Consider the following 25,268-nt stretch of genomic DNA (forward strand, 5'->3'; position numbering starts at 1 on the left):
GTTCCCGTCAACCCTTCATCGCGCTCACGTCTTCGACCGCGATCGAGCCGCGGTTGCGGAAGAAGACGACAAGAATGGCAAGTCCGATCGCGGCTTCAGCGGCTGCGACCGTCAGCACGAACAGGGCAAAGACCTGTCCGACAAGGTCATGGAGCGCCGCCGAGAAAGCGACGAAGTTGATGTTGACCGCAAGCAGGATGAGCTCGATCGACATCAGGATGACGATGATGTTGCGGCGGTTCAGGAAGATGCCGAACACGCCGAGCGTGAACAGGATCGCCGATACCGTCAGGTAGTGTGCAATGCCGACGACCATCTCAGATGCCCTCGCCCGATTTGACCTTGCGGATTTCCATGCCCGTCGCCGGCGTGCGGGCGACCTGCGCGGCGATCGACTGCCGCTTGACGCCTTCCTTATGGCGCAGCGTCAAGACGATGGCGCCGATCATGGCGACCAGCAGCACAAGGCCGGAAATCTGGAAATAATAGAGGTAGTCCGTGTAGAGGATGTCGCCGAGCGCCGCCGTGTTGGAGCGCGTGGCAAGATCCGGCGTCGCCTTGGCGACCGTCGAGGCGAGCTGCGGCGCAAATGTGTAGCCGCCGAGCACGACGATCAGCTCCGCCGCCAGGATCAGCCCGACCAGCGCGCCGATCGGCGCGTATTGCAGCGCGCCCTCTTTCATCTCGGCGAAGTCGACGTCGAGCATCATGACGACGAACAGGAACAGCACCATAACCGCGCCGACATAGACGACCAGCAGGATCATCGCCAGGAACTCGGCGCCGGTCAGCATGAACAGCCCCGCGGCGTTGAAGAAGGTGAGGATCAGGAACAGCACGGAATGCACGGGGTTGCGCGACGAAATGACCATGAAGGCCGACGCCACGGCGATAAAGGCGAAGAGGTAGAAAAAGGCCGCCTCTAGTCCACTCAGCATGGGTTCCCCCGGGTTCCAAATTCCGACTCCGACCCGCCTCCGGTTCGAAACCGCGTGTTCCTTAGACGGACGACGTTGCGCCGTCCACTTTCTTGTTCTTTCTCCCCGTTTACTGGGAGAAGGTGGCCCGAAGGGCCGGATGAGGGGTACGCCAAGTTTCCAGAAGCTGGCGCGGCCCCTCATCTGCCTGCCGGCGTCTTCTCCCCGTAAACGGGGAGAAGCACGCTAATCACCTATACGGCGCATCCAGCGCGATGTTGCGCGCCAGCTCCCGCTCCCAGCGATCGCCGTTCGCGAGCAGCTTTTCCTTGTTGTAGTAGAGCTCCTCGCGCGTCTCGGTCGCGAATTCGAAATTGGGCCCTTCGACGATGGCGTCGACCGGGCAGGCTTCCTGGCAGAAGCCGCAATAGATGCACTTCACCATGTCGATGTCGTAGCGCACGGTGCGGCGCGTGCCGTCATTGCGGCGCGGGCCGGCCTCGATGGTGATGGCCTGCGCCGGACAGATCGCCTCGCAAAGCTTGCAGGCGATGCAGCGTTCCTCGCCGTTCGGATAGCGGCGCAGCGCATGCTCGCCGCGGAAACGCGGGCTGATCGGCCCCTTCTCATGCGGATAGTTGATCGTTTCCTTCGGTGCGAAGAATTGGCGCATCGACAGGAAGAAGGCGCTGACGAAATCCTTCAGCAGCAGCGATTTTGCGGCCTGGGCCAGAGCGGACATCACGCAAACCCCGTGATCTTGAGGAAGGCCGCGGTGGCGACGACCATGAACAGCGAAATCGGCAGGAACACCTTCCAGCCCAGCCGCATCAGCTGGTCGTAGCGGTAGCGCGGCACAAAAGCCTTCACCATCGAGAACATGAAGAACATCAGGCAGATCTTCAGCACGAACCAGATCACCCCAGGTATCCAGGTGAAGGGCGCGAAGTTGAACGGCGGCAGCCAGCCGCCGAGGAAGAGGATGGTCGCCAGCGCGCACATCAGCACGACGGCGACATACTCGCCGAGGAAGAACAGCAGGAACGGCGTCGACGAATATTCGACCATGTGGCCGGCGACGAGTTCCGATTCCGCTTCCACCAGGTCGAAGGGCGGGCGGTTCGTCTCGGCAAGCGCGGAAATGAAGAACACCACGAACATCGGCAACAGCGACAGCCAGTGCCAGTCGAGGAAGGTGTTGGGCAGGCCGAGCCGCGTGCCGAGACCGTCCTGCTGCGACATGACGATGTCGGAGAGGTTGAGCGAGCCGACGGTGAGCAGCACGGTGACGATGACGAAGCCGATCGAGACTTCGTAGGACACCATCTGCGCGGCCGAGCGCAGCGCGCCGAGGAACGGGTACTTCGAGTTCGATGCCCAGCCGCCCATGATCACGCCATAGACCTCGAGCGAGGAGATGGCGAAAACATAAAGGATGCCGACATTGATGTTGGCGATCGCCCAGCCCTCATTGACCGGAATGACCGCCCAGGCCGAAATCGCCAGCACCGCCGAGACCAGCGGCGCCAGAAGGAACACGCCCTTGTTGGCGCCCGACGGGATCACCGGCTCTTTGAAGACGAATTTCAGAAGGTCGGCAAAGGCCTGCAGCGTTCCCCACGGACCGACGACGTTCGGCCCGCGCCGCAATTGCACCGCCGCCCAGATCTTGCGGTCGGCATAAAGCAGATAGGCGACGCCGATCAGAAGCACGACGATCAGCACGACCGACTTCAACAGGATCAGCAGCGTCGGCAGCACATAGAAGGAAAAGAAGGTGTCCATGCTTATTCCGCCGCCTGCTTGAAGCCGCTCTTGGCCAGCGCCGAGCATTCGGCCATCACGGCCGACGCCCGCGCGATCGGGTTGGTGAGATAAAAATCCTTCACCGGCGAGGTGAACGTGCCCTTGTTAAGCCGGCCGCCGAGCTTCGCCACCTTGGCGATGTCGTCGCCGCTGCCCGCCTGCACCTGATCGATGCGGGCGAGATGCGGGAATTCGCCATAGAGCTTGGCACGCAGTTGCGCCAGCGAATCGAAGGGCAGCTTCTTGCCGAGCACGTCGGAGAGCGCCCGCAGGATCGCCCAGTCCTCGCGCGCCTCGCCAGGAGCGAAGCCGGCGCGGTTGGTCTGCTGCACGCGGCCTTCCGTGTTGACATAGGTGCCCGACTTCTCGGTATAGGCCGCGGCCGGCAGGATGACATTGGCGCGGTGCGCGCCGGCATCGCCATGCGTGCCGATATAGACGACGAAGGCGCCGCCGGTCTTGGCCATGTCGATCTCGTCGGCGCCGAGCAGGAAGAGCACATCGGTGTCGCCCAGCATGCCGGCGACGTTCTTGCCGCCCTCGCCCGGCACGAAGCCGACATCGAGGCCGCCGACTCTTGCCGCTGCGTTGTGCAGCACCGCAAAGCCGTTCCACTCGGCTGTGACCGCGTTGACAGCGGCCGCGAGCCTGGCTGCCTGGCCGAGCACCGCTGCGCCGTCGGTGCGCGCCAGCGCGCCCTGGCCCACGATGATCAGCGGATGCGTGGCCTTGCTCAGCACCTCGAAGAACTTGCCGTTGCCGTCGGCAAGGTCCTTGAGCGATTCCGGGCCGGCTCCGATCAGCTCATAGTCGTAGCGTGTGTCGCCGATCTCGCCGATGACGCCGACGGGCAGATTGCCGACACGCCAGCGCTTGCGGATGCGGGCGTTCAGCACCGAGGCCTCGAAGCGCGGATTGGCGCCGATGATCAGCACCGCATCGGCCTGCTCGATGCCTTCGATGGTCGGGTTGAAGATGTAGCTGGCGCGGCCGAGCGACGGGTCGAGCGCTGCTCCATCCTGGCGGCAGTCGATGTTCTTCGAGCCGAGCGCGGCCATCAGCAGCTTGAGCGCGTAGATTTCCTCGACCGCGGCGAGATCGCCGGCGATGGCGCCGATCCGCTCGGGTGCGGTCTTTGCAACCTCGTCCTTGATCGCGGCGAAGGCTTCCGCCCAGCTTGCCGAAACGAGCCTGCCGTTCTTGCGCACGTAAGGGCGGTCTAGGCGCTGCGTGCGCAGGCCGTCCCAGATGAAGCGGGTCTTGTCGGAGATCCACTCCTCGTTCACCGCCTCGTTGACGCGCGGCAGGATGCGCATCACCTCGCGACCGCGGCTGTCGACGCGGATCGCCGAGCCGACTGCGTCCATGACGTCGATCGATTCCGTCTTGGTCAGTTCCCACGGCCGCGCCTGGAAGGCGAACGGCTTCGAGGTCAGCGCGCCGACCGGGCACAGATCGATGACGTTGCCCTGCAGCTCCGACGTCATCGCCTGTTCGAGATAGGTGGTGATCTCGGCATCCTCGCCGCGGCCGATCAGGCCGAGCTCGGAAATGCCGGCAACCTCGGTGGTGAAGCGGACGCAGCGCGTGCAATGGATGCAGCGGTTCATCACCGTCTTGACCAGCGGGCCTATATACTTGTCCTCGACCGCGCGCTTGTTCTCATGATAGCGCGAGGAATCGACGCCGAAGGCCATCGCCTGGTCCTGCAGGTCGCATTCGCCGCCCTGGTCGCAGATCGGGCAATCGAGCGGATGATTGATCAACAGGAATTCCATCACGCCTTCGCGGGCCTTCTTGACCATCGGCGTGTTGGTGAAGATTTCCGGCGGCTCGCCATTCGGGCCGGGACGCAGGTCGCGCACGCCCATGGCGCAGGAGGCCTGTGGCTTGGGCGGACCGCCCTTCACCTCGATCAGGCACATGCGGCAATTGCCGGCGATCGACAGCCGCTCGTGGAAGCAGAAGCGCGGCACTTCCGCGCCGGCGTCCTCGGCCGCCTGCAGCAGCGTGTAATGGTCGGGTACCGTGATCTCTTTCCCGTCGACCTTTAGCTTTGCCATTCGCCTCAAACCTCTGCGGATGTCCCGCAATCTATCCTTCCGGGCGCGACTGAAGCCGCGCCCGGCATTTCAATTCACTTCTTCGCGGCGAGCGCCGCGGCCTGGGCAGTCCAGTTGTCGCGGCCGATACGGCCGGCGAGCGACAGGTAATCTTCCACCCAGGCGATCTCTTCCGAGGTCCAGGCGGCGATCTGGCCATAGGTCCAGATGCCGAGACCGTTGAGCACCTTCTCCAGCTTCGGTCCGACACCCGAAATCGCCTTCAGGTCCGACGGATTCGCCGGCTTGTCGACGGCCTTAGGCTGCCTGAAATCCTCAGGCATCAGCCCCGTTGCGGCCGGTTGGGCGACAATATCGGCCCCGGTCGCGTCGAGCGCCTTCTCGGTCGCGTTCGCCGCTATGTCGGTCACATCCTGGGCGAAGGTCTGAGCCCTGGCGATCAACGTCTCGGTCGCCTTGCGCGCCTTGGAGGCGTTGGCGGCCGCTTCATGCTGCGCCTCGAGATCGTCGAGGAAAGGCTGGAACATGCGCTGCGAAGCCTCCAGCGCGCCGGTGAACGCGCCCATCCACATGCCGACGGCGTGGTTGGCCAGACCGATGCTGAGCGCCGACATCGCGGCGGCGCCCGCGACTGGATGCGCCAGAAGGTTGACGGCGCTGGCCATCTCCTTCGGCATCATCTTGGTCAGGTCCTGGTTCATCTTCTCGAGTTGGTCCAAATCAGGCACGAACGGATAGGGTATCGAATACGGCGCCATAGAGATCTCCTGGTCGTTTCTTCGTATGCCCGCCCCAGTTTTTCAGTCTTCGGGCCAAGCCCGTATTTCGTAGTCTTATTCCGCCGCCACCATCACCGGCTCGACCCGGTGCGCGTTGCGCGAAAACTCGTCGATGCGGCGTTCCACCTCGCCGCGGAAATGCCGCATCAGGCCCTGGATCGGCCAGGCAGCCGCGTCGCCCAGCGCGCAGATTGTGTGGCCCTCGACCTGCTTGGTGACGTCGAGCAGCATGTCGATCTCGCGCTTCTGCGCCTCGCCGCGCACCAGCCGCTCCATCACCCGCCACATCCAGCCGGTGCCTTCGCGGCACGGCGTGCACTGGCCGCAGCTCTCATGCTTGTAGAAGTAGGACAGCCTGGCGATCGCCTTCACGATATCCGTCGACTTGTCCATGACGATGACGGCCGCCGTGCCGAGCCCGGATTTCAGGTCGCGCAGCGCGTCGAAATCCATCGGCGCATCGATGATCTGCTCGGCCGGCACCAGCGGCACTGAAGCGCCGCCCGGAATGACCGCAAGCAGATTGTCCCAGCCGCCGCGGATGCCGCCGCAATGCGTCTCGATCAGCTCGCGGAACGGGATCGACATCGCTTCTTCGAAAGTGCACGGATTGTTGACGTGGCCGGACACGCAGAACAGCTTGGTGCCGGCATTGTTCGGGCGACCGAAGGACGAGAACCAGGCGGCGCCCCGGCGCAGGATGGTCGGCGCCACCGCGATCGATTCGACGTTGTTGACGGTGGTCGGGCAGCCATAGAGGCCGACATTAGCCGGGAATGGCGGCTTCAGCCGCGGCTGTCCCTTCTTGCCTTCCAGGCTTTCGAGCAGCGCCGTCTCCTCGCCGCAGATATAGGCGCCGGCGCCATGATGCATGTAGATGTCGAAGTCGTAGCCGGACGTGTTGTTCTTGCCGATCAGCTTGGCCGCGTAAGCCTCGTCGATGGCGCGCTGCAGCGCCTCACGCTCGCGGATGAACTCGCCGCGCACATAGATGTAGGCGGCGATCGCGCCCATGGCGAAGCCGGCGACCAGCGCGCCTTCGACCAGCGTGTGCGGATCGTTGCGCAGGATATCGCGGTCCTTGCAGGTGCCGGGCTCGGATTCGTCGGCGTTGATGACCAGATAGCTCGGCCGTCCGTCGCTCTGCTTGGGCATGAACGACCACTTCAACCCGGTCGGGAAGCCGGCGCCGCCGCGCCCGCGCAGGCCCGACGCCTTCATTTCGTTGATGATCCAGTCGCGGCCCTTGGCGACGAGGCCTGGCGTGTCGTCCCAGATGCCGCGCGACTGCGCGCCGGCCAGCGACTTGTCGAACAGGCCGTAGATGTTGGTGAAGATGCGGTCTTTGTCCTGAAGCATTTGTCGTCCCTCAGACCGGCTTCTTGCCGAAGACGCGGATGTATTCGGCGACGCCGCCCTTGGCGAGCGCCTTGGCCTGCTTCACCCAGTCGTCGCGCTCGATGCGGCCGCGGAAATTGAGATAGCCGTCGACCCATTCGCACTCGGCTTTCTTCCAGGCGGCGACCTGCGCGAAGGTGTAGATGCCCAGCGAATGCAGGGTGCCTTCGATCTTCGGGCCGACGCCTGAGATCAGCTTGAGATCGTCGACCGTTGCCGGGCGCTCGATGCCGGCCGGCCGGTTCTTGTCGTCGAGCGAAGGTTTCGTCGTCTTGGCGACAGGCTGCTTGGTTTCCGGCGCCTTGAAAGCGGTGGCCGGCTCGGCCTTGGTCTTCGGCCCGCTGCGCGGCTTTGAAACCGCCTCGACTTCCGGAGCGGCCTGGTTGGCGTTGGCGGCCGAGTGGCGCGGCGCCCTGACGCTGGCGCCATTCTCGGTGGCCGGGGCGACCTTGACCGGCGACGGCGTGTTGAGCGCCGGGCTGGTTTCAGCCGCATGGGTCTTCGGCTTGCTGGATTTTGACGGTCCAATCGGGCCAGGGGCGGCCGTAGCCGGCGCCGAAGCTGCCGGCGCAGCGGGTGCCGGGGCTGCGGCGGGAGTTGCAGGCGGCGCCGACGCGAGAGCTTCCTTGGCGGCTTTCGCCGCCGCCCTGGCTTCCTTGTCGCGCGTCGACTTCAGGATCGCCTTTTCGCTGGTCAGCGTCGTCAGCCCGGTAGCCGGCTCGGACCCGTGGCGGCCGTTCTGCGGGCCAGGCTTCACCTCGGCGCCCTTGCCGGCGTCGTAGAGATCGATGATCTCGGCCAGCCGCTCGGGCGTCAGGTCCTCGAAAGTGTCCTTGAAGATCATGACCATCGGCGCGTTGACGCAGGCGCCGAGGCATTCGACCTCCTCCCACGACAGCGTGCCCTTGTCGTTAGTATGGAACTGGTCGTGATGGATTTTCGAACGGCACACATCCATCAGCGCTTCGGAGCCGCGCAGCATGCAGGGCGTGGTGCCGCAGACCTGGATATGCGCGCGCGTGCCGACCGGATTGAGCTGGTACTGCGTATAGAAAGTCGCGACTTCGAGGCCACGGATGCGCGGCATGCCGAGCATGTCCGAGATCGTCTCGATCGCCGCCTTGGTGACCCAGCCTTCCTGCTCCTGCGCGATCATCAGCAACGGGATGATCGCCGACTGCTCGCGCCCCTTCGGGTATTTGGCGATCCACTGCTGGGCGGCCGCCGCGTTCGCCTCGTTGAAGGCGAAGGTGGCAGGCTGGAGGCTGGCTTCTGCAAGACGGCGGACTGACATTTAGCGATCGACCTCACCAAACACGATGTCGAGGGAGCCAAGCACGGCGGTGACGTCGGCCAGCATGTGGCCGCGGCACAGGAAATCCATGGCTTGCAGATGCGCAAAACCGGGCGCGCGCAGCTTGCATCGATAGGGCTTGTTGGTGCCGTCGGAGACCAGGTAGACGCCAAATTCGCCTTTCGGCGCCTCGACGGCCGCATAGACCTCGCCGGCCGGCACGCGGTAGCCCTCGGTATAGAGCTTGAAGTGATGGATCAGCGCTTCCATCGAGCGCTTCATCGCGGCGCGCTTCGGCGGCACGACCTTGCCGTCGAGGTTCGACACCGGGCCGGCGCTTTCCTTGCCGAGCAAGAGATCGACGCATTGGCGCATGATCCTGGCCGACTGGCGCATCTCTTCCATGCGCACCAGGTAACGGTCGTAGCAGTCGCCGTTCTTGCCGATCGGAATGTCGAAATCCATTTCGGAATAGCATTCATAGGGCTGCGATTTGCGCAGGTCCCAGGCGGCGCCCGAGCCGCGCACCATCACGCCAGAAAAGCCCCAGGCCCAGGCGTCGGCCAGCGACACCGTGCCGATATCGACATTGCGCTGCTTGAAGATGCGGTTACCGGTCAAGAGCGCGTCGAGATCGTCGATCGACTTCAGGAACGGGTCGATCCACTTGCCGATGTCCTCGACGAGCTTCTGCGGCAGGTCCTGGTGCACGCCGCCCGGCCGGAAATAAGCCGCATGCATGCGCGAACCGCTAGCGCGCTCATAGAACACCATCAGCTTTTCGCGCTCGACGAAGCCCCACAGCGGCGGCGTCAGCGCGCCGACGTCCATGGCCTGCGTCGTCACATTCAAGATGTGCGACATGATGCGGCCCATCTCGGAATAGAGCACGCGGATCAGCTGACCGCGCTTCGGCACCTCGATGCCGAGCAGGCGCTCGGCCGCGAGCGCAAAGGCATGCTCCTGGTTCATCGGCGCGCAATAATCGAGCCGGTCGAGATAAGGCACGGCCTGCAGATAGGTCTTGGCCTCGATCAGCTTCTCGGTGCCGCGATGCAGCAGACCGATGTGCGGATCGACGCGGTCGACCACCTCGCCGTCCAGCTCCAGCACCAGGCGCAAAACGCCATGCGCCGCAGGATGCTGCGGGCCGAAGTTGATGTTGAAGTTGCGGACGGAGGTTTCAGCCATGGGTCGCCCTACTGTTTCGCCTTCTCATCCCCGGGAAGGACGTAATCCGTTCCTTCCCACGGGCTCAAGAAGTCGAAATTTCTGAATTCCTGCTTCAATTCCACCGGCTCGTAGATCACCCGCTTGGCCTCGTCGTCGTAGCGCACCTCGACGAAACCGGTCAGCGGGAAATCCTTGCGCAGCGGATGCCCCTCGAAACCATAGTCGGTGAGAATGCGGCGCAGGTCCGGATGGCCCGAGAACAGCACGCCGTAAAGGTCGTAGGTCTCGCGCTCGAACCAGTCGGCACCCGGATAGACGCCGGTCAGCGACGGCACCAGCGTCTCCTCGTCGGCCTGGACCTTGAGCCTGATGCGGACATTCTGCTTCGGCGACAATAGGTGATAGACGACGTCGAAGCGCCTGGCGCGCGACGGGTAGTCCGCTCCGCAGACATCGATGATCGAGATGAACTGGCAGCGCGGATCGTCGCGCAGGAAGGTCGCGACCTCGATCAGGTTGCCCGGTTCAACTGAAACCGTGAGCTCACCATAGGCAAGCACGGCTTCGCCGATGCGGCCGGAGAGCTTCTCGCCGAGATAGATGGAGAGTTCGTTCAACGCCAGGGTCATCGGCTCACCGTTCGATCGTGCCGGTGCGGCGGATCTTCTTCTGCAGAAGGAGAATGCCGTAGAGCAGCGCCTCCGCGCTCGGCGGGCAGCCGGGCACATAAATGTCGACCGGCACGACGCGGTCGCAGCCGCGCACCACCGAATAGGAATAGTGATAGTAGCCGCCGCCATTGGCGCAGGAGCCCATCGAGATGACGTAGCGCGGCTCCGGCATCTGATCGTAGACCTTGCGCAGCGCCGGCGCCATCTTGTTGGTCAGCGTGCCGGCGACGATCATAATGTCGGACTGGCGCGGCGACGCGCGCGGCGCGACGCCGAAACGCTCCGAGTCATAGCGCGGCATCGAGGTGTGGATCATCTCGACCGCGCAGCAGGCGAGGCCGAAGGTCATGAACATCAGCGAGCCGCTGCGCGCCCAGGTGATCAGCGCCTCGGTCGAGGTGACGAGAAAACCCTTGTCGGCCAGCTCATTGTTGATTTCGAGGAAGAAGGGATCGTCCTCCCCCACCGGCCTGCCGGTGTTGGGGTCGATGATGCCCTTGGGCTTCGGCGCGACGAGGGTGCCTGAACTGTCGTTCAATCCCATTCCAGCGCTCCTTTTTTCCATTCATAGGCAAAGCCGATGGTCAACACCGCCAGGAACACCATCATCGACCAGAAGCCGAGCATGCCAAGCTTCGAGAAGGACACCGCCCACGGGAACAGGAAGGCGACCTCGAGATCGAAGATGATGAACAGGATCGACACCAGGTAGAAGCGGATGTCGAACTTCATGCGGGCGTCGTCGAACGAGTTGAACCCGCATTCATAGGCGGAAAGCTTTTCCGGGTCGGGATTGCGGTAGGCCACAAGGAACGGAGCGATGATGAGCGCCAGACCGACGATCATCGCCACGGCGATGAACAGCACGATAGGCAGGTACGAACTTAGGAGTGCGCTCATGCGGCGACTTTCCTTCGGCGGGGGCAGTTCATTTTGATTACAGCAACGAACTCTAATGCGGAAGCGTGACAGATTAACCGCTGAACCGTTTTAAGGGGCCCATGCTGCAACGCGGCGAGGGTTAGCGCAGCGGTTTCGGTGACGCAAGTCAAACGTTGTTCAAATCGCGGCTCTGGACGCCTTATCGGAAGAAACTGGTCCGATCCGCTCCTGTTTGATTTCCTTCAGTTTTTACTCCAGTTTTCTCTCCTGACATATCTACCGCCATTTGCCTGCTAGCATGACAGGAATCACCGGCTAAAAATCCAACGGACGATCGGGGCAAGGACACCTGATGAAGGACAAGATTTCGCTGGCCATGGCGAGGCGCGTCGCGCTCGGCGCGCAAGGGTTCAACGACCCTAGGCCCAGTGGTGTTCCGGATCGCCGCCACCTTGCGCGGGTACTTTCGCGAACCGGCCTTCTGCAGATCGATTCCGTGAGCGCGGTGGTGCGCGCGCATTACATGCCGCTCTATTCGCGCCTCGGCCCCTACCCGCTTACGCTGCTCGACAATGCCGCAGTCACCCGCAAGCGCGCCGTGTTCGAATACTGGGCGCATGAGGCGTCGTTCCTGCCCGTCGAGACCTACCCTTTGATGCGCTGGCGCATGGAGCGCGCCGAGCAGGGCGACGAGATGTATCTCGGCCTGGCGAAATGGGGCCGTGAGCGCAAGGAAATGATCGATGAGATATATAGAGAGGTCGCCGATCGCGGTCCGATCGCCGCCTCCGATATCGAAGGCCACAAGGGCAATGGCGGCTGGTGGGGCTGGAGCGAGGCCAAGCACGCTTTCGAATGGCTGTTCTGGGCCGGGCGCATCACCACCGCCTACCGCCGCGGCTTTGAACGCTATTACGACCTGCCCGAGCGCGTTTTGCCGCAGGCGGTCCTCGACCTGCCCGTACCCTCGGTCGAGGACGCGCATCGCGAATTGCTGCGCATTTCCGCCCGCGCCCATGGCATCGCCACCTATGGCGACCTTCGCGACTATTTTCGTCTCGCGCCGGGCGACACGAAGGATCGTATCGAGGACCTGGTCGAAGCCGGCGAATTGCTGCCGGTGAAGGTCGAAGGTTGGGACAAGACCGCCTATCTCCACAAGGACGCCCGTTTCCCGCGCCGGATAGAAGCGCGCGCCCTGCTCGCCCCCTTCGATCCCGTCGTCTTCGAACGCACCAGGACGGAGAAACTCTTCGATTTCCACTACCGCATCGAGATCTACACGCCGGCGGAAAAGCGCCAATATGGCTATTATGTGCTGCCTTTCCTGCTCGGCGACCGCATCGTCGCCCGCGTCGACCTGAGGGCCGACCGCCCAGCCAGCGTGCTGCGCGTCCATGCCGCCTATGCCGAAGCCGAGGCCCCCGCCGAAACGGCCGCACAGCTCTTCGACGAGTTGAAGCAGATGCAAGGCTGGCTTGGCCTGGAGGCGATCGAGGTGACGCCGGCCGGCGACCTCGGGCCGGCGCTGGCCGACATCGCGGTGTCGTAGCTGCGCGTTGACAGGGAGAGTGAACAAAAATAGAACATCCCAACTGTGGTTAGGATCGGTTGCGATGGTTTTCAGGCGCTCGATATGTCTGGTCTTGGCCTACCTGACCTTAGCGTCGCCATCATATGCGACAGGTGCTTACCGAGAGGAATGGGTAGAGGTCACGCGTCCAGTCATTTTCTGTGGCGGCCACATTGCACCCGGTATGCAGCCAAAAGAAGTGACGGCGCTTCTTCTGCGGTGGTTGGAGTTTGGAACGATCGACAAGCAGATCGCAGGCGCCTGTGGCTTATTGCCGGTAGGGCAGCGCTATATAATAGTTCATGAGCCGAAGTTCGACGCCAATCGCTTCGTCTTGATGTGGGAACCGGTTTGCCAGCACGGCTGTTCGTTAAGTATGGCGCCCGTGGCCTCACCGCCTCGCAAACTTGTGGGTCCATACCTCAAACCCATAAAGCCGCCAAAAGGCTGGTACTAAGCCAGTCGTTGACTCCAGCCCCCTGAACCCTCTAAATCCTGACCCAGACGGTCTTCTCCCGGCAAAGGGAGGAGCCAAGAGGGAATGCGGTGCGGGCCGAAAGCCCAAATCCGCGGCTGTCCCCGCAACTGTAAGCGACGAGCCTCTGCCGAAAACCACTGGGATGTTCCCGGGAAGGCGGCATTCAGGGTGACGACCCGCGAGCCAGGAGACCTGCCGTCTGAGACTTTAAGTATCCGAATGCCCGGCGGGTTTTCCGGGCAAGGAGCATGGTTTTGGATCGCAACGGCAGTTTCCCGGCAAACAGCGCGGACATTCCGTCCGAGCCCGATGCTTTGGCTGGCGCCACCGTCATCGTCTGCTCATCCTGCCGCGACGAGACCGGGTCGGATGCGCATCCGCGCGCCGGCGCGCTGCTTGCCGAAGACACGCGTCGGGCTGCTTGCGGCGAAAAGATCGACATCCGTACCGTCGAATGCCTCGGCAACTGCAAGCGCCGGCTAAGCGCCGCGCTGCTGCGCGACGGCTGCTGGAGCTACGTCTTCGGCGATCTGAACACGACCAGCGGCGCCGATCTCGTCGCCGGCGCAAAGCTCTTCGCCACCTCGACCGATGGCCTCATCCCCTGGCGCGGCCGGCCCGATTCTCTCAAGCGCGGCCTGGTTGCCCGCATCCCTCCCCTCGACATGCTGAAGGACCGACCATGAACGCATCCGTTTCCCGTGTTCCCTGCACCGTCGTCACCGGCTTCCTCGGCGCCGGCAAGACCACGTTGATCCGCAACCTGATCGAGAACGCCAAGGGCAAGCGGCTGGCGATCATCGTCAACGAGTTCGGCGATGTCGGCATCGACGGCGAGATCCTGAAAGGCTGCGGCATCGACTCTTGTCCGGAAGAAAACATTGTTGAGCTCGCCAATGGCTGCATCTGCTGCACCGTCGCCGACGATTTCGTGCCGGCGCTCGACCAGATCCTGTCGCTCAACCCCAAGGTCGACCACATCCTGATCGAAACCTCCGGTCTCGCTCTGCCGAAGCCCTTGGTGCAAGCCTTCCAATGGCCGACCGTGAAGAGCCGCGTCACCGTCGACGGCGTCGTCGCCGTGGTCGACGGCCCCGCTCTGGCCGACGGCCGCGTCGCTTCCGACATGGACGCGCTGCAGGCGCAGCGTGCGGCGGACGATTCCCTCGACCATGACGATCCGGTCGAGGAGGTATTCGAGGACCAGATCGCCTGCGCCGACCTGATCATCCTGTCGAAGAGCGACCTGATGGATGCGGCGGGCTCCGCCCGTGCCAACGCCGTCATCGGCGAGCATGTCGCGCGTGCGGTCAAGGTCGTGCCGACGTCGCAGGGCAAGGTCGATCCCTCGGTGCTGCTCGGCCTTGGTCTTGCGGTGGAGGACGACATCGAGAACCGCAAGACCCATCACGACGACGAGCTCGATCACGAGCACGACGATTTTGATTCCTTCGTCCTCGACATCCCGTCGATCGCCAATCCCGACGAGCTGGCCAAGCGCGTCGCCCTTGCCGCCGAGCAGGAAAATGTGCTGCGCGTCAAAGGTTTCGTCGAGGTCGGCGGCAAGCCGATGCGGCTCCTGCTGCAGGCTGTCGGCCCGCGCGTCAACCACTATTACGACCGCGCCTGGACGGCCGAGGACGACCGCCGCTCGCGGCTCGTCGTCATCGGCCTCAAGGGGCTGAACCGTCCGGCAATCGAGCGTATCCTCGCCGGCTGAGGCAATCCGACCACAATGCACATCCTCGCCACCACATCCGCTTCGCTCGACGATCTCGCCGAGCCGATGGACCTCAGGCAGACGCCTGCGGATGTGGTGGCGCTGTCCTTCACCGACAGCGATCTCGCCGGCCTGGCCACGGCCTGGAAGACGGATGCGGCGCGGCTGCCGTCCATGCGGCTTGCGGCGCTGCGCGACCTTCGCCACCCGATGTCGGTGGACCTGTGGATCGACAGCGTCGCCCGCCACGCCAGGGTCATCCTCGTCCGCATCCTCGGCGGCTATGACTGGTGGCGCTACGGCTGTGACCAGCTCGCCGCCCTGGCGCGCGAACGCGGCATCAAGCTGGCATTGCTGCCCGGCGAAAGCCATGACGAGGACCTGCGGCTGGTCGAAGGCTCGACCCTGCCGCGCGCCGAGCTCAACGCCCTGCTCGGCTATTTCCGCGAAGGCGGCCCGGCCAATATGCGCGCGCTGGTGCAAAGGCTGGCAAGGCTTGCCGGGTCGGATGCGGCCGTGGCCGAGCCGGTCAGCGTGCCGAAGGCGGGATTTTATCAGCCTGGGCTGGGAGTTGTCGAAAAGCCAGTCCTGTCGAGCGTCGGCGATCCTTCGCCCCCCCCTCTGTCCTGCCGGACATCTCCCCCTCAAGGGGGGAGATCAGCTGTCACCCAAGCCGGCTCTATCTCTGCTTCGTCAAATATCGAGCTAGCTGAAACATCTACAGTTGGCGAAACCGTCGACCACAGAGCAATCTCCCCCCTTGAGGGGGAGATGTCCGGCAGGACAGAGGGGGGGGCGACAGAACTCGACGCGACCAACTTCAGCGCCCCGGTCATCCCCGTCCTCTTCTACCGCTCGATGCTGCTTGCCGCCGACGTGGCACCGATCGACGTTCTCGTGGAAGCGTTGAAGCTGCAAGGGCTCACCCCCGTGCCGATCTTCGTGTCCAGCCTCAAAGACGCGGCATCCCTGGCCTTCGTCGAAACCGCCCTCACCTCCCTGAACCCCGCCGCCATCGTCACCGCCACCGCCTTCGCCTCCGGCGCGGAACCCGGCGCCGAAACCCTGTTCGACCGCGCGGGCGTACCGGTGTTCCAGGTCATCGTCGCCACCACCAGGCGCGAGGTATGGCAAAAGAACCAGCGCGGCCTGGCTCCTGCCGACCTTGCCATGCATGTGGTGCTGCCCGAGCTCGACGGCCGCATCCTGGCCGGCGCGGTCTCGTTCAAGGGCGAGGTCGAGACCGATCCGGCGCTCGCCTTCCGCGCCTTCGCCAACCGGCCCGAGCCGGACCGCATCGCGCAGGTGGCCAAGCGGATCGCGGCGTTTATACGCCTGCAGCGGACCGAGCGGGCCAAGCGCAAGCTCGCGATCCTGATCCCTGATTATCCGGGCGCGCCAGGGCGAACCGGTTACGCCGTTGGGCTGGATGTGCCTTCAAGCGTGCTCGCCATGCTGCATGACCTGAAGGAACAGGGCTATGCGGTTGAGGGGATTCCGCAATCGCCGCGCGCGTTGCTGGATGCGTTGGAGGTGGGTGGGCTTGGCCTTACGTTGACGGATTACGTTGCCTTTTCAGCGGAACTGCCGAGGGAAGCGCGAGCTTCAGTTGAGGCGACATGGGGCAAGGCAAAGGGGATAGGTTCGCGCGAGGCACCCCCCTCTGTCCTGCCGGACATCTCCCCCTCAGGGGGGGAGATTGCCCTGTCACTACCGCTTTCGCCAATCGGCAGTGTTGTAGGTGGAGCGCCGGCGCCCGAACTGCCAATCTCCCCCCTAGAGGGGGAGATGTCCGGCAGGACAGAGGGGGGCGCGACAGAACGCCAGCCTTGGCAGCTAGCGGGTGAAACAACCTTCCCCTTCCGCGCCGCGACCTTCGGCAACGTCACCGTGGCGCTGGCCCCCGACCGCGGCCGCTCGGCCGACCGCCGCGCCGACTATCACGACCCGACGCTGCCCCCGCGCCACGAGCTGATCGCCTTCGGCCTGTGGCTGCAAAAATCGCTCGGCGTGCATGCCATCATCCATGTCGGCGCGCATGGCACGCTCGAATGGCTGCCGGGCAAGACGGTGGCCCTCTCCGGAACCTGCTTCCCGGAGATCGTCACCGGATCGCTGCCCGTCATCTATCCCTTCATCGTCTCCAATCCGGGCGAGGCGGCGCAGGCCAAGCGCCGCATTTCGGCCGTCACCCTCGGCCATCTGCCGCCGCCGCTGAGCGGCGCCGGCCTAGACGAGGCGCAACAGAAACTCGAGCGGTTGGTCGACGAATACGCGCAGGCCGACGGCCTCGACCGCCGCCGCCGTGACCAACTTGCAAAGCTGATCGTCGAGACCGCGCAGAAGACTGGCCTCGCTTCTGAAGCGGGCGTGGCCAAGGCCGATCAACCCGACGAGGCGCTGCGCCGCATCGACGCGTGGCTTTGCGATCTCAAGGATTTCGCCTTCAAGGATGGGCTGCACGTCTATGGCCGCGCGCAGGAACACGAAACCGATCCGCTGCGCCGGCAAAGCGCGGAAACCGAAAAGGCAGCCCTCCTCGCCGCGCTCGACGGCCGTCACATCAAGGCCGGCCCTGCCGGCGCCCCGGCGCGCGGTCGCTCCGATGTGCTCCCCACCGGCCGCAACCTCTTCACCTCCGATCCGCGCACCATGCCGACGCCGACCGCCTATGACCTCGGCCAGGCGGCGGCGGAAGAAGTGGTGCGCAGCTATATGCAGAGCCATGGCGACTGGCCGCGCTCGCTGGTCATCGACCTTTGGGGCTCCGCCTCGTTGCGCACCGGCGGCGAGGAGATCGCGCAAGGTCTGGCGCTGATGGGCTGCCGGCCGCAATGGGACGGTGCCACCGGCCGCGTCACTGGCATCGAGGTGCTGCCGCCGGCAGCGCTCGGTCGCCCGCGCGTCGACGTCACCTGGCGCATTTCCGGCCTGTTCCGCGACATGTTCCCGACCCAGATCGCGCTGATCGACGCCGCTGCCAACGCGGTCGCCAGCCGCGACGAGGACGATACCGAGAACCCGCTCGCCGCAGCGACGCGCGCTCAGGGGAAGATCAGTCCGCGCATTTTCGGCACCTCGCCCGGCACCTATGGCGCCGGCGTCGAGGACTTGCTGTCGCGCGGAGAATGGGACGCGCGCGAAGAGATCGGCCGTGCCTATCTCGACGCCACCTCGCACGCCTATGGCGGCGGCGATGGCGAAGCGATCTCGGCGCCCGGCGCTTTCGAGGGCCGCATCGCCGAAGCCGATCTCCTCGTCCACACCGGCGACGATCCGGGCCGCGACATCCTCGAAGGCTCGGCCGACGTCGCCTTCATCGGCGGCTTTTCGGCCGCCCTTGCCACGCTCGGCCGCAATGCCGACGTGATCGTGCTCGACACGACCGACCCGAAAAAGCCGAAGCCGCGTTCGGTCGGCGAAGCGGTATCGCGCGTGGTCCGCGCCCGCGCCGTCAACCCGCGCTTCATTGCCGGCCAGATGCGCCACGGCCCGCGCGGCGCCTCGGAATTCGCCGAAACGGTCGACCGTCTGGTCGGCTTCGCCGAAACCACGCATGCCATTTCGGGGGCGCTGATCGAGGCCGTTCACGACGCCTATGTTGGCGACCCGGACGTCCGTGCCTTCCTGCTGCGCGAGAATCCGGCGGCTGCCAAGGTCATCGCCGAACGGTTCCTCGCCGCCCGTCGGCGCGGCCTGTGGCACCCGCTGCGCAACTCCATCGACGACGACCTCGCGGCCTTGATTGCCGAGGCCCAGGCAGGTGGAGTGGCGGCATGAACGCGTTTTCGCGCCGTGGCGCTTGCCCTGCTCTAAGCGCGCCGATGCAGACCGGCGACGGGCTGCTGGTGCGGCTCAACCCAGTCGCTGGAGGAATTTCGCCGAAGTCGCTGATCGGGCTCGGCGAATCCGCCTTGCGTCACGGCAACGGCATCATGGAGGTGACGGCGCGCGGCAACCTGCAGATTCGTGGTTTGACGGCCGAAAGCGCCCGGTTGCTGGCGGCCGAAGTGGATGCGCTAGGCATCGCAGTGCGCACCGGAGTGCCGGTCGAGACGGGGCCGCTGGCTGGAATCGATCCGGAAGAGAACGCCGATCCGCGGCCGGTGGCGGAGCGGATCAGGGCGGCGATCGAGGAAGCCGGGTTGACGCCGCGGCTGGGGCCGAAGGTGTCGGTGGTTGTCGATGGCGGCGGACAGCTGACGATGGATGCGGTGACGGCCGATGTGCGGCTGAAGGCGATGCAGGCTGCGGCGAACATCTGGTGGAGCGTGTCGATTGCCGGCGACGGGCGGAGTGCGAAGCCGCTCGCGGCGGTCGATGCTGATGGCGCGCGCGACATTGCAGTCGCGGCTCTTCGGATGGTCGCCGAAAAAGGTCGCGAGGCACATACCCAGGATCTTTCGGAGAGACAGTTGGCTTCTCTCGCAGGCTGGCATTCCGTCGCGCCCCCCTCTGTCCTGCCGGACATCTCCCCCTCTAGAGGGGAGATTGGCAGTTTCCGCGCCGGCTCTCCACTTTCAGCGTTGGAGATTGGCGAAAGCCGCGGTGACAAGGCAATCTCCCCCCTTGCGGGGGAGATGTCCGGCAGGACAGAGAGGGGGGCGCAGGAACGCCAGCCCGCGAGAAGTCCCATTGGCCTATTCAATCTAGGCAACACCCACGCCCTAGGCATCGCCCTGCCCTACGGCAGCATGCCGGCGCAAAACCTCGTCGATCTCGCCACCCAAGCCGCAAACCTCGGCGCCTCCGAAATCCGCCTTGCCCCAGGCCGCGCCTTGCTCTTCCTCGGCCTCTCCGCGCCCTCCTCGCTCAAAGCCTCTGCCGCCACGCTCGGCTTCGTCACCGACCCCGCCGACCCGCGCACGCGCATCGCCGCCTGCCCCGGCACGCCGGCTTGCGCGTCCGGCCGCATCGCCACCCGCGCCATCGCCGAAACCATCGCAAAGGAAAGCGCGGACCTTCTCGACGCCTCGCTGTCTCTCCACATCTCCGGCTGCGCCAAGGGCTGCGCGCATCCCGGCACCGCTGCGCTCACCCTGGTCGGCGACGAAAACGGAGCCGGACTTGTCGTGGACGGGACTGCGAAGGCTCTTCCTGCCGCGTACAGGCCGGGCTATGACGCCGCGCGCGGGGTCGCCGGCATCCTTGCCGCGATCCGCGACGGAAGACATCAGGGCGAAACCGCCGCCGCCTGCCTGGCAAGGCTTGGCGCGGCCGGCATCGCCGAACTCTATCGACGGAACCAGTGAATGGCCGCCTACGACTATATCCATGACGGAACGGCGATCTACGAGCGGTCTTTCGCCATCATCCGCGCCGAGGCGGATCTGTCGCGCTTCTCGGAGGCGGAAGCCGATGTCGCGATTCGCATGATCCATGCCTGCGGCCAGGTTGAAGCCGCCAGCCATTTCGTCTTCTCGAATAATTTCGTTGCCGCCGCGCGGACCGCGCTCGCCGCCGGCGCGCCGATCTTCTGCGATGCCGAGATGGTGGCGCATGGCGTCACCCGCGCCCGTCTGCCGGCCGGCAACGATGTGATATGCACGCTGCGCGACCCGCGCACGCACGACATCGCCAGGCAAATCGGCAACACCCGCTCGGCCGCGGCGATCGACCTCTGGGGCGAGCGCATGGCCGGCTCTGTCGTCGCCATCGGCAACGCGCCGACCGCGCTCTTCTATCTGCTTGAGAAGCTGCGCGACGGCGCGCCGAGGCCGGCCGCGATCATCGGCATGCCTGTGGGCTTCGTGGGTGCTGCCGAATCCAAGGATGCGCTGGCCGAAAATTCCTACGGCGTGCCTTATGCCATCGTGCGCGGCAGGCTGGGCGGCAGCGCCATGACCGCCGCCGCGCTCAACTCTCTGGCGAGGCCCGGCCTGTGAACGCGATCGTGAAAGGCCGTCTGGTCGGCGTCGGCACCGGCCCTGGAGATCCGGAGCTTCTGACACTGAAGGCGGCGCGCGCGTTGGCAGAGGCGGACGTCGTCGCCTATTTCGCCAAGCGCGGCAACAACAGCAATGCGCGTGCCATCGTCGAGGCGCGCTTCCGGCCGGACATGATCGAGCTGCCGCTGCTCTATCCGGTGACGACGGAGATCGACAAGGATCACGACGACTACCGCGCGCAGATCGCCGATTTCTACGAGCAATCGGCCGAACAGGTGGCCGAGCATCTCGGCGCCGGCAGGATGGTGGCGGTGCTGTCGGAGGGCGATCCGCTCTTCTACGGCTCCTACATGCATCTGCATGTGCGGCTTGCGCACCGCTTCCCGACCGAAGTCATTCCTGGCATCACCGCCATGTCGGGCTGCTGGTCGAGCACGGGCCTGCCGATCGTGCAGGGCGACGACGTGCTGAGTGTGCTGCCCGGCACGATGAGCGAGTTCGAGCTGACCCGCCGCCTCGCCGACACCGATGCGGCCGTCATCATGAAGGTCGGCCGCAACCTGCCGAAGATCCGCCGCGCGCTGGAAGCGACCGGCAAGCTGGCGAAGGCCGTCTATGTCGAGCGCGGCACCATGCCGGGCAGCGTCTCGATGCGGCTTGCCGAAAAGCCGGACGACAAGGCGCCCTATTTCGCCATCGTGCTGGTTGCCGGCTGGTCGGCTCGCCCGGGTGCCAAGCCGTGAGCGGCCGCCTTACCGTCATCGGTCTCGGACCCGGCAATGCCGACCAGGTCACGCCGCAGGCTGCCAATGCCGTCGCCGAGGCTTCCTTCTTCTATGGCTACAAGCCCTATCTCGACCGGCTGGAATTGCGGCCGGACCAGACCCGCATCGCCTCCGACAACCGCGAGGAACTCGCCCGCTCCAACGAAGCGCTGGCCAAGGCCGCAGAAGGCCACAATGTCGCCGTCGTTTCCGGCGGCGATCCCGGCGTTTTCGCCATGGCCGCGGCCGTTTGCGAGGCGATCGAAGCCGGCCCTGAAGAATGGCGTGCCATCGACATCTCGGTTGTCCCGGGCGTGACTGCAATGCTCGCCGTCGCCGCCCGCATCGGCGCGCCGCTCGGCCATGATTTCTGCGCCATCTCGCTCTCCGACAATTTGAAGCCGTGGGAGTTGATCGAATTGCGCCTGCTGGCAGCGGCCGGCGCCGGCTTCGTCATCGCGCTCTACAATCCCATCAGCAAGGCTCGCCCCTGGCAGCTTGGCCGCGCCTTCGAATGCCTGAAGGCGATCCTGCCCGGCACCACGCCGGTGATCTTCGGCCGCGCTGCCGGCCGGCCCGACGAGCGTATCGAAGTCTCTCTGCTGGCGGATGCCGATGCGGCAAAGGCCGACATGGCGACCTGCATCATCATCGGCTCGCCCGAAACCCGGATCATCAAGCGCGGCGAAAAACCCGCGCTGGTCTACACGCCGCGCTCGGCAACAGGGTCGAAAAGATGATCGACTTTTGCCGCCAGCGCATCGACGGTTTTGGCCGAAGGAACGTCCGGCAAAGGCGGTCGGCGGATCATGATCACTTCGATGCCGAGCGCCCGCGCAGCGGCGATCTTGCCATAGGTCGCCTCGCCGCCGCTGTTCTTGGAAACGACGGCATCGATACCGTATTTTTCGAGCAACGCCCGTTCATCCGCTTCGGGAAACGGTCCGCGCGCCAAAAGGTAAAGTGCATCGGGCACGGCAAGCTTCGGCTCGACCGGGTCGACGCTGCGGATCAGGTAGCGGTGCTGCGGAGCGACTTCGAAGGCGCCGGCCTCCTGACGGCCGATCGCCAGGAAAACGCGGCGCGGCGCCTCGCCAAGCGCCTTCGCCGCCTCAGTGACGCTGTCGACCAGCGTCCAGCGATCACCGGCCACGGGCTCCCATCCAGGACGCCGCAGCGCAAGGACCGGCACGCCAGCCTGCGCAGCCGCTTCTGCGGCGTTGGCCGAGATACGCGCGGCGTATGGATGCGTGGCGTCGATCAGCAGATCGACGTGTTCTTCCCGAAGATAGGCAGCCAGCCCATCTGCGCCGCCGAAGCCGCCGGCACGCACCGGCACGCCTTGCGCGACCGGGCTTTCAGTGCGGCCGGCCAGCGACAGCGTGACCGAAAAATCGTCGCGACGGGCGAGCTTCCCGGCCAATTGCCGGGCTTCCGTCGTTCCGCCGAGGATCAGGATATGGTGGGTCATCATGCCTGCTAAGGGTCCGCGCGCCGCCAAGCCCGCCTCAAAGTGGCTCACCATCGTCGGCATCGGCGAGGACGGTGTAGCGGGTCTCGGCGACGAGGCCAAGCAGCGGATTGCCGAGGCCGAGATCGTCTTCGGGGGCAAGCGGCATCTCGGCCTTGTCGCCTCGCTGGCCAAGGGCGAAGCGCGCCCGTGGCCGACGCCCTTCGATGCCGAAATGCGCGACGTGCTGGCGGTCGCGGGCAAAAAAATCTGCGTGCTCGCGTCCGGCGACCCGTTTTTCCATGGTGTCGGCGCCACGCTGGCGCGCAAGGTCAATCCGGATGAGATGCTCGTCCTGCCGGCGCCCTCGTCTCTGTCGCTCGCGGCATCGCGCCTCGGCTGGGCCTTGCAGGACGTCGAGACCATCTCGCTGCACGGCCATTCGATCGATCTGATCCGGCCCCTGCTCCATGCCAGCGCGCGCATCCTGGCGCTCACCTCCGACGCCGACGCGCCGGCGGCCATCGCCGCACTGCTCGACGAGCTCGGTTTCGGCCCTTCGCGATTCACGGTCCTCGAAGCGCTGGGCGGCCCCGATGAGATGCGCCGCGCCGCTCGAGCCGATGCCTTCGATCTCAAAAACATCAATTCGCTCAACGTGCTGGCGCTCGAAATTGAATCGACGCCGGATGCGCGCATCCTGCCCTTGACCGTCGGCCTCGCCGATCATCTGTTCGAGCATGACGGTCAGATCACCAAGCGCGAGATCCGCGCCATCACGCTGTCGGCGCTGGCGCCCCGGCGCGGCGAACTGCTGTGGGACATCGGCGCCGGTTCCGGCTCGATCGGCATCGAGTGGATGCTGGCTCATTCCTCGCTGCGCGCCATCGCCATCGAGGCTAACGCAGAACGCGCCGCCCGCATCGCTCGCAACGCCGCGCATTGCGGCGTGCCCGGCCTCGTCGTGATCGAGGGCGCCGCGCCTAAGGCGCTGGCAAAATTGGAGACGCCCGATGCCATCTTCATCGGCGGCGGCGGCAGCGATGCCGGGGTGCTGGAGCAGGCGATCAAGGCGCTGCGTCCCGGCGGCCGGCTAGTCGCCAATGCGGTGACGCTGGAGATGGAGGCGCTGCTGCTCGACCAGCACAACAGGCGTGGCGGCGATCTCACCCGCATCGCCCTGTCGCGCGCGGCGCCTGTCGGATCGATGCAATCATGGCGTCCGGCCATGCCGGTCACGCAGTGGAGCTGGGTCAAGCCATGATGGTCGCGGGCATCGGCAGCCGCAAAGGCGTGACGGCGGGCGACGTTCGCGCCGCGGTCGAGACCGCGCTCGAAGCGCACGGGCTGGCGATGACGGCGCTTTCCGCGCTGGCGACAGGCGAAATCAAGCGCGACGAGCCGGCGATCTTCCTTGCCGGCCGAGACCTCGACCTCCCCGTGCTCGTCATCTCCGACGCCGCGCTGCGATCCGTCTCGTCCGGCACGGTCAGTCGCTCCGAAGCGTCGCAGGCCCAGGCCGGCACGCCTTCTGTCTCGGAAGCCTCGGCTCTGGCCGCGGCCGGAAAAGGTGCGAGACTGCTTGGACCGCGTATCGTGCTCGGTCCGGTGACCTGCGCCATCGCTCTTGGCGGAGGCGCCGCATGACCGTCCATTTCATCGGCGCCGGCCCGGGCGCCGCCGATCTCATCACGCTGCGCGGCGCCCGGCTCCTGGCCAGTTGCCCGGTCTGCCTCTATGCCGGCTCGATCGTCGCGCCGGAACTGCTCGAGCATTGCGCGCCAGGCACCAAATTGATCGACACCGCGCCGATGTCGCTTGACGAGATCGAGGCCGAATATGTCGCCGCGCACAAGGCCGGCCACGACGTCTCGCGCCTGCATTCCGGCGACCTTTCGGTGTGGAGCGCGGTGGCCGAACAGATCAGGCGGCTGGAAAAGCACGGCATCCCCTACTCGCTGACCCCAGGCGTGCCCTCTTTCGCGGCGGCGGCGGCAGCACTTCGCCGCGAGCTCACCATTCCCGAGCTCGCGCAAAGCCTGGTGCTGACCCGCATCTCCGGCCGCGCCTCGAAAATGCCGCCGGGCGAGACGCTGGCCGGCTTCGGCCGCACCGGCGCCACGCTAGCCATCCATCTCGCCATCCATGCCATCGACCGCATCGTGGCGGATCTAACCCCGCTTTACGGCGCCGAATGTCCGGTCGCGGTCGTCTTCCGCGCCTCCTGGCCGGACGAGCGCATCCTGACCGGCACGCTGGGCACCATCGAAGCGCAACTGGCGGAGAGCCCGATGGAACGCACCGCGATCATCTTCGTCGGCAGCGCTCTCGCCGCGCAGGATTTCGGCGAAAGCTCATTGTACGACGCCCACTACCAGCGGCGTTTTCGCGGACGGGACGGATTGTGAACGG

24 protein-coding genes and 1 riboswitch are annotated in these 25,268 nt (G+C 65.3%); of the genes, 11 read left to right on the forward strand and 13 right to left on the reverse strand.

Going from position 1 to position 25,268, the window contains the following annotated elements; translation table 11 throughout:
* Positions 1-7: 7 nt before the first annotated feature.
* From nuoK to LB552_RS03715, 12 genes are all read right to left on the reverse strand, one after another.
* A complete protein-coding gene (nuoK, locus tag LB552_RS03660; RefSeq protein ID WP_027168992.1) occupies positions 8-316 on the reverse strand; it encodes an NADH-quinone oxidoreductase subunit NuoK in 309 nt (102 codons plus the stop codon).
* A gap of 1 nt (position 317) precedes the next feature.
* Positions 318-938 carry an NADH-quinone oxidoreductase subunit J gene (locus tag LB552_RS03665; RefSeq protein WP_140545674.1) on the reverse strand — a complete coding sequence of 207 codons (621 nt, stop codon included), beginning with the start codon at positions 936-938 and terminating at the stop codon, positions 318-320.
* A gap of 229 nt (positions 939-1,167) precedes the next feature.
* Positions 1,168-1,659 (reverse strand): NADH-quinone oxidoreductase subunit NuoI, encoded by a 492-nt coding sequence (gene nuoI, locus LB552_RS03670; protein WP_095764866.1) that lies wholly within the window; start codon positions 1,657-1,659, stop codon positions 1,168-1,170.
* A complete protein-coding gene (nuoH, locus tag LB552_RS03675) occupies positions 1,659-2,702 on the reverse strand; it encodes an NADH-quinone oxidoreductase subunit NuoH (RefSeq protein ID WP_095764865.1) in 1,044 nt (347 codons plus the stop codon). Before nuoH ends, nuoI begins: the two co-directional genes overlap by 1 nt.
* A 2-nt stretch (positions 2,703-2,704) precedes the next feature.
* Positions 2,705-4,786 carry an NADH-quinone oxidoreductase subunit NuoG gene (nuoG, locus tag LB552_RS03680; RefSeq protein WP_224545458.1) on the reverse strand — a complete coding sequence of 694 codons (2,082 nt, stop codon included), beginning with the start codon at positions 4,784-4,786 and terminating at the stop codon, positions 2,705-2,707.
* 74 nt (positions 4,787-4,860) lie between these two features.
* Positions 4,861-5,544: an NADH-ubiquinone dehydrogenase gene (locus LB552_RS03685; RefSeq protein ID WP_224545457.1), complete on the reverse strand. Its 684-nt coding sequence runs from the start codon at positions 5,542-5,544 to the stop codon at positions 4,861-4,863.
* Positions 5,545-5,619: 75 nt separating this feature from the next.
* Complete coding sequence (gene nuoF / locus LB552_RS03690) at positions 5,620-6,924, reverse strand: NADH-quinone oxidoreductase subunit NuoF (RefSeq protein WP_095764862.1); 1,305 nt, start codon at positions 6,922-6,924, stop codon at positions 5,620-5,622.
* A gap of 10 nt (positions 6,925-6,934) precedes the next feature.
* Positions 6,935-8,257, reverse strand: a complete 1,323-nt coding sequence (locus LB552_RS03695) for an NADH-quinone oxidoreductase subunit E (RefSeq protein ID WP_224601954.1) — start codon at positions 8,255-8,257, stop codon at positions 6,935-6,937.
* The gene (locus LB552_RS03700; RefSeq protein WP_224522764.1) at positions 8,258-9,448 is read right to left on the reverse strand and encodes an NADH-quinone oxidoreductase subunit D; all 1,191 of its coding nucleotides are present in this window, start codon (positions 9,446-9,448) and stop codon (positions 8,258-8,260) included. It abuts the gene before it with no gap.
* Between the two features lie 8 nt (positions 9,449-9,456).
* On the reverse strand, positions 9,457-10,059 hold the full coding sequence (locus LB552_RS03705) for an NADH-quinone oxidoreductase subunit C (protein ID WP_224545455.1): 603 nt from the start codon (positions 10,057-10,059) through the stop codon (positions 9,457-9,459).
* A gap of 4 nt (positions 10,060-10,063) precedes the next feature.
* Positions 10,064-10,645: a NuoB/complex I 20 kDa subunit family protein gene (locus LB552_RS03710; RefSeq protein WP_015317338.1), complete on the reverse strand. Its 582-nt coding sequence runs from the start codon at positions 10,643-10,645 to the stop codon at positions 10,064-10,066.
* A complete protein-coding gene (locus LB552_RS03715) occupies positions 10,636-11,001 on the reverse strand; it encodes an NADH-quinone oxidoreductase subunit A (protein ID WP_042643187.1) in 366 nt (121 codons plus the stop codon). Before LB552_RS03715 ends, LB552_RS03710 begins: the two co-directional genes overlap by 10 nt.
* Before the next feature lie 334 nt (positions 11,002-11,335).
* Between LB552_RS03715 and LB552_RS03720 the strand changes: the two genes are divergently transcribed.
* From LB552_RS03720 to LB552_RS03755, 8 genes are all read left to right on the forward strand, one after another.
* Entirely contained in the window at positions 11,336-12,535 is a 1,200-nt protein-coding gene (locus LB552_RS03720) for a winged helix-turn-helix domain-containing protein (protein WP_224601956.1), read from the forward strand.
* A 509-nt stretch (positions 12,536-13,044) separates the two neighbouring features.
* Positions 13,045-13,249: riboswitch (cobalamin riboswitch) on the forward strand.
* Positions 13,250-13,288: 39 nt separating this feature from the next.
* Entirely contained in the window at positions 13,289-13,720 is a 432-nt protein-coding gene (locus tag LB552_RS03725) for a DUF1636 family protein (RefSeq protein WP_224545536.1), read from the forward strand.
* Positions 13,717-14,754, forward strand: coding sequence for a cobalamin biosynthesis protein CobW (gene cobW, locus LB552_RS03730; protein WP_224601958.1), 1,038 nt, complete (start codon positions 13,717-13,719; stop codon positions 14,752-14,754). Before LB552_RS03725 ends, cobW begins: the two co-directional genes overlap by 4 nt.
* 15 nt (positions 14,755-14,769) lie before the next feature.
* A complete protein-coding gene (locus tag LB552_RS03735; protein WP_224601960.1) occupies positions 14,770-18,534 on the forward strand; it encodes a cobaltochelatase subunit CobN in 3,765 nt (1,254 codons plus the stop codon).
* Entirely contained in the window at positions 18,531-20,006 is a 1,476-nt protein-coding gene (gene cobG, locus LB552_RS03740; protein ID WP_224602270.1) for a precorrin-3B synthase, read from the forward strand. The genes LB552_RS03735 and cobG overlap by 4 nt, the downstream gene beginning before the upstream one ends.
* Complete coding sequence (locus tag LB552_RS03745; RefSeq protein WP_224601962.1) at positions 20,007-20,639, forward strand: precorrin-8X methylmutase; 633 nt, start codon at positions 20,007-20,009, stop codon at positions 20,637-20,639.
* Positions 20,636-21,385, forward strand: a complete 750-nt coding sequence (locus tag LB552_RS03750) for a precorrin-2 C(20)-methyltransferase (RefSeq protein ID WP_224601964.1) — start codon at positions 20,636-20,638, stop codon at positions 21,383-21,385. Before LB552_RS03745 ends, LB552_RS03750 begins: the two co-directional genes overlap by 4 nt.
* Complete coding sequence (locus LB552_RS03755) at positions 21,382-22,146, forward strand: precorrin-3B C(17)-methyltransferase (protein WP_140839917.1); 765 nt, start codon at positions 21,382-21,384, stop codon at positions 22,144-22,146. Before LB552_RS03750 ends, LB552_RS03755 begins: the two co-directional genes overlap by 4 nt.
* On the opposite strand, the gene LB552_RS03760 is transcribed toward LB552_RS03755, so the two are convergent.
* A complete protein-coding gene (locus tag LB552_RS03760) occupies positions 22,110-22,877 on the reverse strand; it encodes a cobalt-precorrin-6A reductase (RefSeq protein ID WP_224601966.1) in 768 nt (255 codons plus the stop codon). The genes LB552_RS03755 and LB552_RS03760 overlap by 37 nt on opposite strands.
* Position 22,878: 1 nt before the next feature.
* On the opposite strand from LB552_RS03760, the gene cbiE reads away from it, so the two are divergent.
* The 3 genes from cbiE to cobM are packed head-to-tail and all read left to right on the forward strand — an operon-like array spanning position 22,879 to position 25,264.
* Positions 22,879-24,120, forward strand: a complete 1,242-nt coding sequence (gene cbiE, locus LB552_RS03765; RefSeq protein ID WP_224601968.1) for a precorrin-6y C5,15-methyltransferase (decarboxylating) subunit CbiE — start codon at positions 22,879-22,881, stop codon at positions 24,118-24,120.
* The gene (locus LB552_RS03770) at positions 24,117-24,503 is read left to right on the forward strand and encodes a cobalamin biosynthesis protein (RefSeq protein WP_095764849.1); all 387 of its coding nucleotides are present in this window, start codon (positions 24,117-24,119) and stop codon (positions 24,501-24,503) included. The genes cbiE and LB552_RS03770 overlap by 4 nt, the downstream gene beginning before the upstream one ends.
* Positions 24,500-25,264: a precorrin-4 C(11)-methyltransferase gene (cobM, locus tag LB552_RS03775; RefSeq protein WP_224545449.1), complete on the forward strand. Its 765-nt coding sequence runs from the start codon at positions 24,500-24,502 to the stop codon at positions 25,262-25,264. Before LB552_RS03770 ends, cobM begins: the two co-directional genes overlap by 4 nt.
* The last annotated feature ends 4 nt before the right edge of the window (positions 25,265-25,268 follow it).

Source organism: Mesorhizobium sp. CA7 (assembly GCF_020165015.1).
Classification (GTDB): Bacteria; Pseudomonadota; Alphaproteobacteria; order Rhizobiales; family Rhizobiaceae; genus Mesorhizobium.